This is a genomic window from Bradyrhizobium sp. ERR14, from assembly GCF_014198235.1.
Taxonomy (GTDB): domain Bacteria; phylum Pseudomonadota; class Alphaproteobacteria; order Rhizobiales; family Xanthobacteraceae; genus Bradyrhizobium.
On sequence record NZ_JACIHD010000003.1, the window covers coordinates 38,159 to 51,544 of the forward strand.

The 13,386-nt window shown below is 64.4% G+C and carries 13 protein-coding genes; 10 read left to right on the forward strand and 3 right to left on the reverse strand.

Annotated elements, in window-relative coordinates; genetic code table 11:
• The first annotated feature begins 2 nt into the window (after positions 1-2).
• The 8 genes from GGD62_RS10090 to GGD62_RS10125 all read left to right on the forward strand — a co-directional run bounded on the left by GGD62_RS10090 (position 3) and on the right by GGD62_RS10125 (position 7,755).
• Positions 3-740, forward strand: a complete 738-nt coding sequence (locus tag GGD62_RS10090) for a response regulator (protein ID WP_018316843.1) — start codon at positions 3-5, stop codon at positions 738-740.
• A gap of 396 nt (positions 741-1,136) precedes the next feature.
• A complete protein-coding gene (locus GGD62_RS10095) occupies positions 1,137-1,748 on the forward strand; it encodes a sigma-70 family RNA polymerase sigma factor (protein ID WP_183708280.1) in 612 nt (203 codons plus the stop codon).
• Between the two features lie 488 nt (positions 1,749-2,236).
• Positions 2,237-2,935 carry a cytochrome c biogenesis CcdA family protein gene (locus tag GGD62_RS10100; protein WP_183708282.1) on the forward strand — a complete coding sequence of 233 codons (699 nt, stop codon included), beginning with the start codon at positions 2,237-2,239 and terminating at the stop codon, positions 2,933-2,935.
• A gap of 31 nt (positions 2,936-2,966) precedes the next feature.
• Complete coding sequence (locus GGD62_RS10105; protein ID WP_183708284.1) at positions 2,967-3,527, forward strand: thioredoxin family protein; 561 nt, start codon at positions 2,967-2,969, stop codon at positions 3,525-3,527.
• Positions 3,528-3,636: 109 nt separating this feature from the next.
• Complete coding sequence (locus tag GGD62_RS10110; protein ID WP_183708286.1) at positions 3,637-4,614, forward strand: hypothetical protein; 978 nt, start codon at positions 3,637-3,639, stop codon at positions 4,612-4,614.
• A 90-nt stretch (positions 4,615-4,704) separates the two neighbouring features.
• Positions 4,705-5,679, forward strand: coding sequence for a hypothetical protein (locus GGD62_RS10115; protein ID WP_183708288.1), 975 nt, complete (start codon positions 4,705-4,707; stop codon positions 5,677-5,679).
• Between the two features lie 357 nt (positions 5,680-6,036).
• Positions 6,037-6,630, forward strand: coding sequence for a L,D-transpeptidase (locus GGD62_RS10120; protein WP_018316837.1), 594 nt, complete (start codon positions 6,037-6,039; stop codon positions 6,628-6,630).
• Positions 6,631-6,717: 87 nt separating this feature from the next.
• Positions 6,718-7,755, forward strand: coding sequence for an amino acid ABC transporter substrate-binding protein (locus GGD62_RS10125; protein ID WP_092251959.1), 1,038 nt, complete (start codon positions 6,718-6,720; stop codon positions 7,753-7,755).
• A gap of 207 nt (positions 7,756-7,962) precedes the next feature.
• On the opposite strand, the gene GGD62_RS10130 is transcribed toward GGD62_RS10125, so the two are convergent.
• Together GGD62_RS10130 and GGD62_RS10135 are read right to left on the reverse strand one after the other, a co-directional pair.
• Positions 7,963-9,102 (reverse strand): acyl-CoA dehydrogenase family protein, encoded by a 1,140-nt coding sequence (locus tag GGD62_RS10130; RefSeq protein WP_183708289.1) that lies wholly within the window; start codon positions 9,100-9,102, stop codon positions 7,963-7,965.
• 130 nt (positions 9,103-9,232) lie between these two features.
• The gene (locus tag GGD62_RS10135; RefSeq protein WP_183708291.1) at positions 9,233-10,447 is read right to left on the reverse strand and encodes an acyl-CoA dehydrogenase family protein; all 1,215 of its coding nucleotides are present in this window, start codon (positions 10,445-10,447) and stop codon (positions 9,233-9,235) included.
• 137 nt (positions 10,448-10,584) lie between these two features.
• On the opposite strand from GGD62_RS10135, the gene GGD62_RS10140 reads away from it, so the two are divergent.
• Entirely contained in the window at positions 10,585-11,130 is a 546-nt protein-coding gene (locus GGD62_RS10140) for a carboxymuconolactone decarboxylase family protein (RefSeq protein WP_183708293.1), read from the forward strand.
• A 109-nt stretch (positions 11,131-11,239) separates the two neighbouring features.
• Complete coding sequence (locus tag GGD62_RS10145; RefSeq protein ID WP_183708295.1) at positions 11,240-11,734, forward strand: VOC family protein; 495 nt, start codon at positions 11,240-11,242, stop codon at positions 11,732-11,734.
• A 260-nt stretch (positions 11,735-11,994) separates the two neighbouring features.
• On the opposite strand, the gene GGD62_RS10150 is transcribed toward GGD62_RS10145, so the two are convergent.
• Complete coding sequence (locus GGD62_RS10150; protein WP_183708297.1) at positions 11,995-13,230, reverse strand: MFS transporter; 1,236 nt, start codon at positions 13,228-13,230, stop codon at positions 11,995-11,997.
• Positions 13,231-13,386 lie beyond the last annotated feature (156 nt).

Below are 13,386 nucleotides of genomic sequence, written 5' to 3' on the forward strand. Positions count from 1 at the left end.
CCATGACCCAAAGCCAGCACATCATGATCGTCGACGATGAAGCCCCGGCCCGGGAGATGGTCGGCGATTATCTCAAGATGCACGGCTTCACCGTGACGCTGTGCGACGGCGGCAAGAGTTTGCGCGCCGCGATCCAGGGCAGCATGCCTGATCTCGTCGTGCTCGACCTCAACATGCCCGAGGAAGACGGCCTCTCGATCATCCGCGATCTCAAGAGCCGCATCAACGTGCCCGTCATCATGCTGACGGCAACCGCGAGCCCGATCGACCGCGTGGTGGGGCTCGAGCTCGGCGCCGACGATTACGTAGCCAAGCCCTGCGAGCTGCGCGAGCTGATGGCGCGCATCCGCTCGGTGCTGCGGCGGAGCGGGCCGGCCAAGGCCGCCGCGCCTGATGCGGCGGCGGCGAAATCCGACAAGGAGCAGCTGGTACGGTTCGGGACAAAGTGGCTCGACCTCGAAGCCCAGGCCTTGCGCGACGACGAGGGCAACGAGCATCCGCTGACCGCCTCCGAGTTCGGATTGCTGAAAGTGTTCGCGGCCAATCCGAAGCGCGTGCTATCGCGCGAGCGCCTGCTGGAATTGGCTAACGCGCGCGACGCCGAAGCCTTCGACCGCGCCGTCGACCTGCGCATCATGCGCATCCGCCGCAAGATCGAGCCCGATCCGGCAAAACCCGCCGTGATCCGCACCATCCGCGGCGGCGGCTATCTGTTCTCGCCGGCCGGCGAGAAAGCGTAAGTCGCGCGGCACGCCAGGTGCCGTAGGGTGGGCAAAGCGAAGCGTGCCCACGCGTCTGTCGCCATATCGGAAAGATCGTGGGCACGGCGCGCAAGAGCGCGCCTTTGCCCACCCTACGAGATCACCGTCCCAGCGGTGGGCGCGACCGAACGCAAGTCACCGAGATTCGTTCCGTGGCGCCTCCGTCCGGCTCAAAACCCAACCCCGTATTTTCCGTACATTGAAATTCCACGCTTTTTCGTCCCGAATGTTTCGTCATCCCTTCTCCGACGAAACAATTTGGCGGCGCACGAAACCATTTTCCGCTTTTCGTGCAGACGTCCCGAAACGTTGGCTCATTAACACTTTGGTCCAAGGAAACGCCGCTCGGTCGCGGCGCTACGGGGAGCCAAGTCAATGCGGAACGTCATCGCCATCAACGCCCAGGCCAGCCAGAGCATCATCGCCGCTCAGGCGACTTCGGACGACATGCTTCTCGAAAGCATTGCCGACGGCAACCGGAAGTCGATGCACATCCTTTATTGCCGGCACAGCGTGCGGGTGTACCGCTTCATCCTGCGCATCGTGCGCGACGCTACCGCGGCCGAAGACCTCGTCAGCCAGGTGTTCCTGGACGTGTGGCGGACCGCCGGCCAATTCCAGGGCCGCTCGCAGGTTTCGACCTGGCTGCTCTCGATCGCCCGCTTCAAGGCGCTGACCGCGATGCGCCAGCGCCGCTTCGAGGACATCGACCAGGAGGACGTGCGCCAGATCCCCGACGATTCCGACACGCCGGAGACCTCGCTCGACCGCAGCGACACCAGCGCCATCCTGCGCGCCTGCGTGCAGAAGCTGTCGCCCGCGCATCGCGAGATCATCACCCTCGTCTACTACCACGAGAAGTCGGTGGAGGAGGTCGGGCAGATCATCGGCATCCCCCAGAGCACCGTGAAGACGCGGATGTTCTACGCCCGCAAGCAGCTGGCCGAATTGCTTAAGGGCTGCGGCGTCGAGCGCTTCGCTGCCTAAGTTAAATGAATTCAAAGGGATAGGGCCGCCGATCTGGCCCTCTCCCGGGACACGGAAGTGTTACTGCCGACGAAACAATTGAAACAAAGCACAACATCAGGCGGAAAAACTTCCCTCCTATAAAGCTCACATACGGTTTTGCTTAAACCTCCCAAGACTTCCAGCGACCCGGACGGGATGCCCCCCTCCGGGTCGTTTTGTGTTTGGGCTTGAAGTGGCAGCCGCGGGCTCCCGCCTCTCCCGCCTGCGGGAGAGGCCGACGCGCCCCGGGCGATGCGAAGCATCGTCCCGCGCGCGGCGGGTGAGGGTTCTTTCCTCTGGGGGGATGTCCCGTCGCGGAGAGACCCCCACCCCAGCCCTCCCCCGCAAGCGGGAGAGGGAGCGCACCGGCCGTGCGATTGGCAGCTCCCGTCACGAAGCCGTGACGCTCCGTAACGACCGCTCCATGCCGCCCGAACCATCCTCGTGACCTCCTTCACGAGTGCCCCATGCTCGAACTTGTCTTCGCCGTCCTTGCCGGCATCCTCACCATCGCCGCGCCCTGCACGCTGCCGATGCTGCCGATCCTGCTTGGCGCCTCGATCGGGCGCGCGGGACATCTGCGCCCTGCGATGATCGCGCTCGGCTTCGTCATCTCCTTCTCGGCGACCGCGCTGCTGCTGGGTGCGATCACCCGTCTGTTCGATTTCGATCCGAACGTGCTGCGCGAAGCCGCCGCGATCCTGCTGCTCGGCTTCGGCCTGCTGATGCTGTGGCCGGCGCCGTTCGAATGGCTGTCGAGCCGGCTCAATGGCTGGCTCGATCTCGGCAACACCGGCGCTACCCAGCGCGAGGGCGCGCTCGGCGGGCTCATCCTCGGCACCACGCTGGGCCTGGTCTGGACGCCATGCGCCGGCCCGGTGCTCGGCTCGATCCTGACGCTGGTTGCGACCTCGAAGAATCTTGCCTGGGCCGGCACACTGCTGATCGCCTATGCGATCGGCGCCGCGATCCCGATGCTTGGGATCGCCTATGGCGGGCAGGCCGCGACCACGCGGGTGCGCAGCCTGGCGCGGATCTCGCCGCGGCTGCAGCAGGGCTTTGGCATCGTCGTGATCGGCTTCGCGGTCGCCGCCTATTTCCAATACGACACGCTGATCGTGGCGTGGCTCACCGGCTTCTATCCCACCGGCCAGATCGGCCTGTGATCATTCCTCATCTTCACCGGAGGACGCTTCCATGACTTTCAAGCTGCTCGCCGTCTCGGCCGCCCTGATCGGCTTCACCGTTACCGGCGCCGTCATTCCCGGCATCTGCGAGGAGGCCGCGCGCGCCGCGCCAATCGTCACCGCCGCAGGCCAGCAGACCGCGCCCGACTTCACCGGCATCAACAATTGGTTCAACTCGAAACCACTGAGCATGGCCGAACTCCGCGGCAAGGTCGTGCTGGTCGATTTCTGGACCTATGGCTGCGTCAACTGCGTCAACACGCTGCCGCACGTCACCGAACTCTACGCCAAATACAGGGACAAGGGCCTGGTCGTGGTCGGCGTGCACACGCCGGAATTCCCGTTCGAGCGCTCGGCCTCCAACGTGCAGGCCGCGCTCAAGCGCCACGGCATCACCTATCCGGTGGCGCAGGATAACGATTCGAAGACCTGGAACGCCTACAGCAACCAGTATTGGCCGGCGCAATACATCATCGACCAGCACGGCAAGATCGTGTTCCAGCACGCCGGCGAAGGCCGCTACGACGAGATCGACCGCACCGTGGCGAAGCTGCTCAACGCCAGCAGCTGAGCACGACGGCCAATCCTGAGGTTGCGGCAGGGACCAGACACTCTTCTTGCTTGACTCCCCCGGGCCGTTCGCGGAGCTTCCGCCGCGACGGGGGAGTTTGACGCACGCAATGACCGACGTAACGACCGGAAGCGAAGTTCGTCTCCGCAAGAATACATCTTCCGAAGGTCGCCTTGTTGGGGCTGGCTTGGCGACCTTCGTATTGTTTATTTCTGTTTGCAACCTCGCGACCTGGAACGGATACGCAGAAATCGTTGCAGCGTTGGTCGGCCTGGTGATCGGCGTTGCAATGCTCTACGAAGCAACCTTCGGCGCCGATGAGCTTTGGACCATCGCCCTAGACATGATCGTCGTCGAAAAGACGCGACCATTCGGCCAGCCTAACACCCGATTCATCCGGAGAGAGGAGATATCTGGAATTCGGATCAATCGCGACAAGGCCGACCCAACGTGCTTCCGCCTCGCTTTGCAGCTGACGTCAGGTGAGCGCCTGATCTCGCCGCAGCTTCCGGAGGTCACGCACGTCCGTGAGACCACAGCGCGGATCGCCGAACAGCTAAGCTTTGTCGATATCGACCCTCCGGTGAACCCGCTTGACGCCACCAATTTGGAGATGCGGATCGGCGAACCTGTCCGAAAGGCCGCCGGCACGGAGCGGCGAATCGTCGCCCTGATCATCGCGGGCCTCTGCGCCATTCGCTATGCGTACAGATTCTGGAACGGCGCGCCTCTCACGACTGCCGAAATCATATTCGGGGTGGCCGTCGCCGTCATTACCCTCCTCTCTTTTCGATATGCGCACACGTCCGCCGGCGCATTCTGGATTGTTCACCACGGCGAACTGCGCGTCGAACGGCTGACACGTGACGGCAAGCCAATTGTTGATTCGATCACAGGCAGCGACGTTGCTACGATTGGGCTGGCGCCCGACAGCAGGGCCGAGGGGGAGCTCTACGTCGTCAGGATCGACCTTTTGAGTGGGCAGAAGTTCCTCAGCCAGAGCATCGGAACGAAGGAAGAGACGCAGGCGGTGAGCGACGAGATTGCCCGACGGCTGGGGATCGCTCCTGAAGGGGTGTGCCGCTGAGTCACATGACCGGCGCGAGTCTCGCCCTTGTTGCTTGACTCCACGGACCCGTCCGTGGAGTTTCCAACGCGACGGAATCAGCCGCCCGCGATGGACGATACAACGACCGCTCCCGACATCCGCCTTCGTGAAGGCTCCTCGATCGCGCAGCGGCTGGTGATGTCCGCTTTTGCGGCGGCCGTTGCGCTGTGCTTCACGCCCGGCCTGTTCACGCGCGACACGCTGGAGATCATCATCTCGGTGGTCGCGCTGCTGGTGGGAGCGGGATTCGTCGTCGGCATCATGATGGCGCCGGCGGTGGTGTGGATCATCACGGCGAACGAGATCCTGATCGGGCGGCAAAGTCCGTTCGGCAAGCTGCGCACGCGGATCGTCGCGAAAGACGACATCACGGCGTTGCAGGTTCCCGGCAGCAAGCGGGTGAAGGCCCGCTTTCAACTCGTCTTCACGCTGGCCTCGGGAGAGCGCCTGACGTCGCCGCCGATCTCCGACGTCACCCATGTTCGCGATACCGTGGCCCGGATCGCGACGCAGTTCGAGGTTCCCAATGTCGAGGAGCCCGTCAACCCGCTCGATGCCAGCAATCCCGAGATGCAGCTCGGCGAGCCGCTCGAGGCATTTTCCGCGCGGGACATCCGCATCGTGTCCCTGATCGCCGTCGCATTGTCCGCCCTGCCCTATGCCTACAAGCTGTGGCGCGGGTGGCCGCCCACCCATGTCGATATCCTGCTGCTTCCGCTTGGCGTGATCGCGGCGTTCGCCGTGCATCGCTATGCCAACCTCGTCACCGGCGCGTTCTGGATCATTCGCGAGCACGACATCCGCGTCGAACGCCTGTGGGGCGACGGCACGCCGCGCGCCGATCATATCGAAGGGCACGACGTGAAGACGATCACCGTCGAGCGCCGCGGCCGGTCCGAGGACGAGCACTGCATCGTCACGATCCGGTTGCACTCGGGGCGACGGTTTCGCAGCCCCCGCATCGGCTCGCGGGTAGAGGCGCGCGCGGTGGGGACGGAGATTGTAAGGCGGCTCGGGATCGCGGCGGAGAGCAACAAGATCTGACATCGATGCCTGTTGGCTCAGGTGATCTAGCTGCGGGCTCGCTGCAACCTCTCCCGCTTGCGGGGGAGGTCGGCGCGTAGCGCCGGGTGGGGGCTCTCTCCTCTGGGGAGTCTCCCTAGAGGAGACACCCTCTCCCCAACGCTCCCCCGCAAGCGGGGGAGGGAGCGCACCCCGCCCAGCCGCAACATCCTAGGCTTTTCGCGCCATCCCCTGTTTGTGGCATTGCCGGGCGGGCGTCAAAAAGCCAAAGCATTCTCGTGACATATCAGGGTGGCGCGCCATCAACTTGCCATGAACATGCCCCTCAGGTTTGATGGTTCCGAATGATTTGCGCCGTGGCAGTGGGGAGAGCTTGAAATGACGGATTTTCGTCGCCTGACCGGGATGTTCGTGGCCGCGATCGGCCTGATCCTGTCCGCACCGCAGGCCATCGCGCAGCAGCCCGACCGCGGCGACGAGCCGGGCCTGGTCGCCGACGACGGCTACCAGCTCGAGCCGGAATGGCAGAAGCAGGTCGTCTACTTCCGCACCACCGAGGCACCGGGCACCATCATCGTCTCGACCGCCGAACGGCACCTCTATCTGGTGCAGCCGGGCGGGCGTGCGATCCGCTACGGCATCGGCGTCGGCCGCGACGGCTTCCAGTGGCAAGGCCTCGTGACCATCACCAACAAGAAGGAATGGCCGGACTGGACGCCGCCGCCGGAGATGATCCAGCGCCAGCCCTATCTGCCGCGCTTCATGGCCGGCGGCCCCGGCAATCCGCTCGGGGCCCGCGCCATGTATCTCGGCACCACCGTCTACCGCATCCACGGCACCAACCGCCCCGACACGATCGGCACCAAGGTGTCCTCGGGCTGCTTCCGTCTCGTCAACAACGACGTCGCCGATCTCTATGAGCGCGTCCCCGTCGGCACCAAAGTGGTGATCCGGCAGAAGCCCGAGCTCTGAGGTTTTTGATCCGGGCATGGTCCTCCGGACCATGCTCGTCGCCTTCCCTCCTGATTCCTTTTCCCGATTTTTCGAGAGAGCAACATGATGCGCACTTTTCGAGGCGGCCTGCTGATCGGGCTCGCGGTCGCCGTGCTGGTCGCCGTTCTGGCCATCATCTATGAATTCTACGACACCCGTACGCTGAAGCGCACCGTGCGCCGCGGCGAGGTGCTGTGCGGCGTCAACAAGGGCCTGCCGGGCTTCTCGTACTCCGAGGACAACAAGAACTGGACCGGCTTCGACGTGGATTTCTGCCGCGCCGTGGCCGCGGCGATCTTCAACGACCCCGGCAAGGCGAAGTTCATCCCGCTCGATGCCGGCGAGCGCTTCAAGGAATTGCAGAGCCGGAAGGTGGACATCCTCTCGCGCAACTCGACCTGGAGCATGGCGCGCGAGCTCGACTACGACCTCTATTTCCCCGCGGTCGCCTATTACGACGGTGCGGGCTTCATGCTGCCGCGTTCGCGCAACAAGGAGACCTCGCTGGACCTGACCGGCAGCAAGGTCTGCGTCCAGGCCGGCACCACGACGGCACTCAACGTCACCGATTACTTCCGTGCCAACAACATGAAGTATGACGAGGTGAAGTTCGACAAGCTCGACGAGGTCGTGAAGGCCTACGACACCGGCAAGTGCGACACGCTCTCCGCCGACGTTTCCCAGCTTTACGCGCTGCGGATCAACCTGGCGAAGCCCGGCGACCACATGATCCTGCCGGACATGATCTCCAAGGAGCCGCTCGCCCCCGTGGTGCGCCAGCGCGACGACGACTGGATGATGATCGTGAAGTGGACGCTCTATGCGATGATCAACGCCGAAGAGCTCGGCGTCACCTCGGAGAACATCGACGAGGCCCTGAAGTCGAAGAAGCCGGAAGTGATGCGCCTCGTCGGCACCGAAGGCAATTACGGCGAGCAGCTCGGCCTCACCAAGGACTGGGCCGTCCGCATCATCCGCCACGTCGGCAATTACGGCGAGATGTACGAGCGCAACATCGGCGAGAAGTCCAAGCTGAAGATCCCGCGCGGCATGAACCAGCTGTGGAACGCGGGTGGCGTGCAGTACGCGCCGCCGATGAGGTAAGGAAGAGGCAGCTCTCTCCGCTGTCGTCCCGGCGAACGCCGGGACCCGTACCGCGCTGATCTATCGATAAGCACAGGTAACAGTACCGCGGAGAGACTCTTTAAACTCCGAGCCTTCGTCAAAGTACTTCCTGGGGTTATGGGTCCCGGCGTTCGCCGGGACGACACCGAGGGGTGAGGCGCGCGCTCGCGTCTCACGTCTATCGCCTCAATACCCCCGCGCCCGCGCCAGCTGCTCGGTGTGGTAATTGGCGTCGCCGAACAATTCCTCGCACACCCGCGCGCGCTTCATGAAGAAGCCGATGTCGAACTGGTCGGTCATGCCCATGCCGCCATGCATCTGCACGCCTTCCTGCACTGCGCGGGTGGCGGTGGTGCCGGCGCGCGCCTTTGCCACGGCGACGGCTGAGGCCGCCTTCGCGACATCGCCGTCCAGCGCCTGCAGCGCCTTCATGGTGGCGGCGCGGGTGATCTCGATGTCGACATAGAGCTCGGCGGCGCGATGCTGCAGCGCCTGGAATTCGCCGATCAGCTTGCCGAACTGCTTTCTGTTCTTGAGGTACTCGACGGTACGATTGAAGACCTCCTCGCTGAGGCCGACCATTTCGGACGCGACCGCGCCGCGGCCGATGTCGAGCACGCCCTCGAGCAGCGCAGCGCCCTGGTCGACCTCGCCGAGCACGCTGTCGGCATTGACCTCGACATTCGCGAACTCGATCCGCGCCGCATTGTGCGAATCGACCATGATGGTGCGCTCGATTGCGACGCCCTTGGCTTTGGGGTTGACTAGGAACAGCGTCAAGCCTTCGCGCTCGCCGGCGGAACCGGCAGTGCGCGCGGCCACGATGAGCAAATCAGCAACATGGCCATCGACGACCAGCGCCTTGGCGCCGGAGAGCTTGAAGCCGTTGCCGGCGCGCACGGCCTGCAGACTGGTCTGCAGCGGACGATGCTTGGGGCCTTCGTCGATCGCCAGCGTCGCGAGCAGCGAGCCGCTCGCGATCTTCGGCAGATATTCTGATTTCTGTGCAGCATTGCCGCCGCGGTTCAGCGCCGAGGCCGCGACCACGCTGGTGGCGAGAAACGGCGACGGCATCAAGGTGCGGCCGATCTCCTCCATCACGACACCGGCCTCGACATAGCCGAGCCCGCTGCCGCCGAACTCTTCCGGCACCAAAAGGCCGGCGAAGCCCATTTCGGCGAAGGAATGCCAAAACTCCTTGGAGAAGCCGGTGGGGTCTTTGCTGTCGCGCAAATGGCGCAGGTGCGACACCGGCGCCTTGTCGCTGATCAGCCCGCGCGCGCTATCGCGGAGCATTGATTGTTCTTCGGTGAGGACGAGGGCCATGGTGTTGAGTCTCTAGTGTCGCATCGAATGCATGTTTGTTGCTGTCATTCCAGGGCGATGCGAAGCATCGAACCCGGAATCTCGAGGTTCCGGGTCCGGTCCTGCGGACCGTCCCGGAACGACGGTGAAGTCAAGCCCCCGGCAAATCGAGGATGCGCTTGGCGACGATGCCGAGCATCACCTCGGTGGTGCCGCCCTCGATCGAGTTGGCCTTGGTGCGCAGCCAGGCGCGCGGGCGGGCGCCCTGCTTGGAGCGCTCGCTCTCCCATTCCAGTGCATCGACGCCGCCGGCCGACATCAGGATCTCGTAGCGGCGCTTGTTGAGCTCGGTGCCGTAATATTTCATCGCGGAGGAGAACGCCGGATGCGCCTGTCCCGCCTTGGCGAGATCGACCGCGCGCTCGGCGCAGGCCGCAAGCGCGGCTTCATCGACGTCGAAGCTGGCGATCTTGCCGCGCAGCATGGAATCATCGAGCCGCCCCTGCGCATCGGTGCCGACGGAATCGGCCGCGATCTGGCCGAGCGGACGGCCGACGCCGCGCTCGCCCATGCCGGAAATCATCGCGCGCTCGTGCTGCAGCAGATATTTCGCGACGTCCCAGCCGCGGTTGACGGTGCCGACCACATGCGATTTCGGCACGCGGACGCCGTCGAAGAAAGTCTCGCAGAACGGCGAATAGCCGGAGATCAAGAGGATCGGCTTGGTCGTCACGCCCTTCGAGGTCATGTCGAACAGGATGAAGCTGATGCCGTCATGCTTCTTGGCGGCGGGATCGGTACGCACCAGGCAGAAGATCCAGTCGGCGTAGTTGGCGTAGGAGGTCCAGATCTTCGATCCCGTGATGACGAAATCGTCGCCATCGCTTTCGGCGCGGGTCTGGAGTGAAGCAAGATCGGAGCCAGCGTTCGGCTCGGAATAACCCTGGCACCAGCGAATCTCGCCGGCGGCGATCTTGGGCAGGTGCTCCTTCTTCTGGGCCTCGTTGCCGTATTTGAGCAGCGCCGGCCCGAGCATCCAGATGCCGAAGCTCGACAGCGGCGGGCGCGCGCCGATCCGCGCCATCTCGGCGCGCAGCACCTTGTGCTCGGCAGCGCTGAGGCCACCACCGCCGTACTCCTTCGGCCAGTCCGGCACGGTCCAGCCCTTGTCGCGCATGCGCTCGAACCAGATGCGCTGCGGCTCGGACGAGAACTTTGCGTTACGTCCGCCCCAGAACACGTCGGCATCCGACGCTGCGGGCTTGCGCATCTCCGGCGGGCAATTGGCTTCCAGCCAGGCGCGCGTCTCGTTGCGGAATGATTCGAGATCGGCGGTCTCGGATTCGCTGGTTTTGGAGTCAGTCATTGGTCGTTTCCATCAATCAATCGACTTGTTGGGCGCGACTCTGGGCCAAGCTCCCGCGGAATTCAACCACTTCCGCGAGCCCGCATTCCGCTATAGTCGCGACCAAGACGGTGCTTGAAAACAAAGAGGAAACGACGATGCGCCTGAAACTTCTTTCGCCTGGCGAAATGAACGAGAGCCAGCGGCAGACCTACGACGAGTCGATTGCCGGCAAGCGCGGCAAGCCGCCGGCGCCGATGATGGCCTGGCTCAACAGCCCCGACATGGCCCGTCACGCCACGCGGCTCGGCGAGGTGCTGCGCTACGACACGATCTTCCCCGCAAAGCTCTCGGAGATCGCGATCCTGGTGACGGCGCGGCACTGGACCGCGCATTACGAATGGTACGCGCACAAGCGCCTGGCGCTTGCGGGCGGCATGAAGCCTGAGATCATCGAAGCGATCCGCGACCGCCGCACGCCCGAGTTCGACGATCCCAAGGGCAAGATGATCTACGACGTGGCGAAATCGCTGCACGAGGGCCACGGCGTCGAGAAGGGTCTGTATGATGAGGCGGTGAAGCTTCTCGGCGAACGCGGCGTGGTCGAGGTGATCGGGCTGTGCGGCTATTACACGATGGTGTCGATGACGCTGAACACGTTCGAGTTCGAGCTCCCCGAGGGTGAGGTGCCGGAACTGGCTTAGTTTCCGATCCTGATGCGCAATTGCGCATCAGGAAACGCTGGGTTTCGGGAACGGCCGTAGCACAGCCCCGGAGCCCGCCCTATGTGCATGCTTTCAACGGAGCATTCCCATGTCGCAAAGCCCAGCCGTCGCCGCCGGCACCAGGATCGGCCACGTTCACCTCAAGGTCGCCGATCTCGATCGCGCGCTCGGCTTCTATTGCGGCGTGCTCGGCTTCGAGCTGATGCAGCGGATGGGCTCGGGCGCCGCCTTCATCTCGGCCGGCGGCTATCATCACCACATCGGGCTCAACACCTGGGAAAGCAAGGGCGGCTCGCCGCCGCCGCCGGGCACGACCGGGCTCTATCACACCGCGATCCTCTATCCGACGCGCGCAGCGCTCGCTGATGCGCTGCACCGCGTGCGCTCGGCCGGCATTGCGCTGGATGGCGCCAGCGACCACGGCGTCAGCGAGGCGCTGTATCTGCGCGATCCGGACGAGAATGGCGTCGAGCTGTACTGGGACAAGCCAAGGGAGCAATGGCCGTTCGGGCCGGATGGCAAGCTCGCGATGTTTACCAAACGGCTGGATGTGGAGGGGTTGCTGAGCGATCGGCAAGGATAGTCTCGTAGGGTGGGCAAAGCGAAGCGTGCCCGCGAAACCCTGCTGACTCATCGAAAATCGTGGGCACGGCGCTTTGCGCCTTTGCCCACCCTACGCGAGCTTCGTCCGCGGCGTCCCGCGCACCATGATCAGCGCCGCGGCCGCCACCTCCAGCGCAATACACAGATAGTGCCGTAGGGTGGGCAAAGCGAAGCGTGCACACGAAACCCTGCTGACTCATCGAAGAATCGTGGGCACGGCGCTTTGCGCCTTTGCCCACCCTACGGGAGCTTCGTCCGCGGCGTCCCGCGCACCATGATCAGTGCGGCGGCCGCCACTTCCAGCGCGATGCAGAGATGGAACGGCAGCGCGTATCCGCCGGACCAATCGCGCAAGGCCCCGACGACACCGGGGCCGAAAGCATACGTCACCTGGTTGATCGCGGTGTTGAGGCTGATCAGCACGCCGAACGAGGCCGAATCGAACTCCCGCTGCACGATCAGCGACGGCAGCGTGATGAGGTTGCCGACGGAGAAGCCGAACACCGCGCAAGCCGCGATCAGCACGTAATCGTTGTGCAGGTTGATGACGACCAGAAGCGCCGCGGCCTGGCTGAGGAACGACAGCGCGGAGGCCAGCCGCTGGTTGAGACGATCGATCACCAGCGAGAACAGCACGCGGCCGACCACCGCCATCGCAGTCAGCACCGCGACGGCGACCGCCGCGCGCTCGCGGCCGATCACGGGATCGAGGAACGAAATCAGATGCACGATGAAGCCGACCTGCGCGAACAGCACCAGCGCAAACGCAATCGTCACCGTGAGGAAGCCGACGTCGCGCAGCGCCCATGCGCGAATCTGCGTCGATGATTGCGGCTTCGCCTTCGCCGCCGCGTGCCAGCCATGGTGATCGGGCGGCCGGCCGACGAGAACAAGCATCACCGGCAGCAGCAGCACCAGCATGGCGCCGGCGGCAACGTACATCGCGCTGGCGAAGCCGACATGGCCGATCAGGGTCACCAGCAGCGGCACCCCGACGATGCCGCCGAAGCTGGCACCATTGAGCGCCAAGCTGATCGCCATGCCGCGCTTGTGATCGAACCACAGGCTGATCGTGTTGGTGATCATGGCGAGACTGGTGCCGGCCCAGCCGAAGGCGAGCACGGCGTTGGCGAGATAAAGCTGCCAGGGCTCGCGCACCGCGCCAATCGCAACGCTAGCTGCCGCCATCGCCAGCGTGCCGGCGATCAGGCAGAGGCGCGGGCCGTATCTCCTCACGGCTTCGCCGACGAACACGACGAGCAGCGCGCCGAACAGATAGAAGAACGTGGTGCCCGACGAGATCAGCGTGGTCGGCCAGCCCCGCGCGCGCTGCAGCTCGGCGACATAGACGCTCTGGCCGTAGAAGCCGAGCCCCCAGCCGAAGGTCGCGAGCAGGAAGCAGACCGCGACGATGCGCCAGCCTTCGTAGCGAAGGGAGGATTCGTCGAGCGCTGGGGTCTGAGGATTGTCGAGCATCGCCGCTTACTCCGTCATGCCCGGGCATCCACGTTGTTCGATCCGAGCACCCAAGACGTGGATGGCCGGGACAAGCCCGGCCATGACGACATCTAAATGGCCCTTACCTTAAAATCACTTCGACCTGGATCGAAGTATCAAGGTTGCTGACAGCCT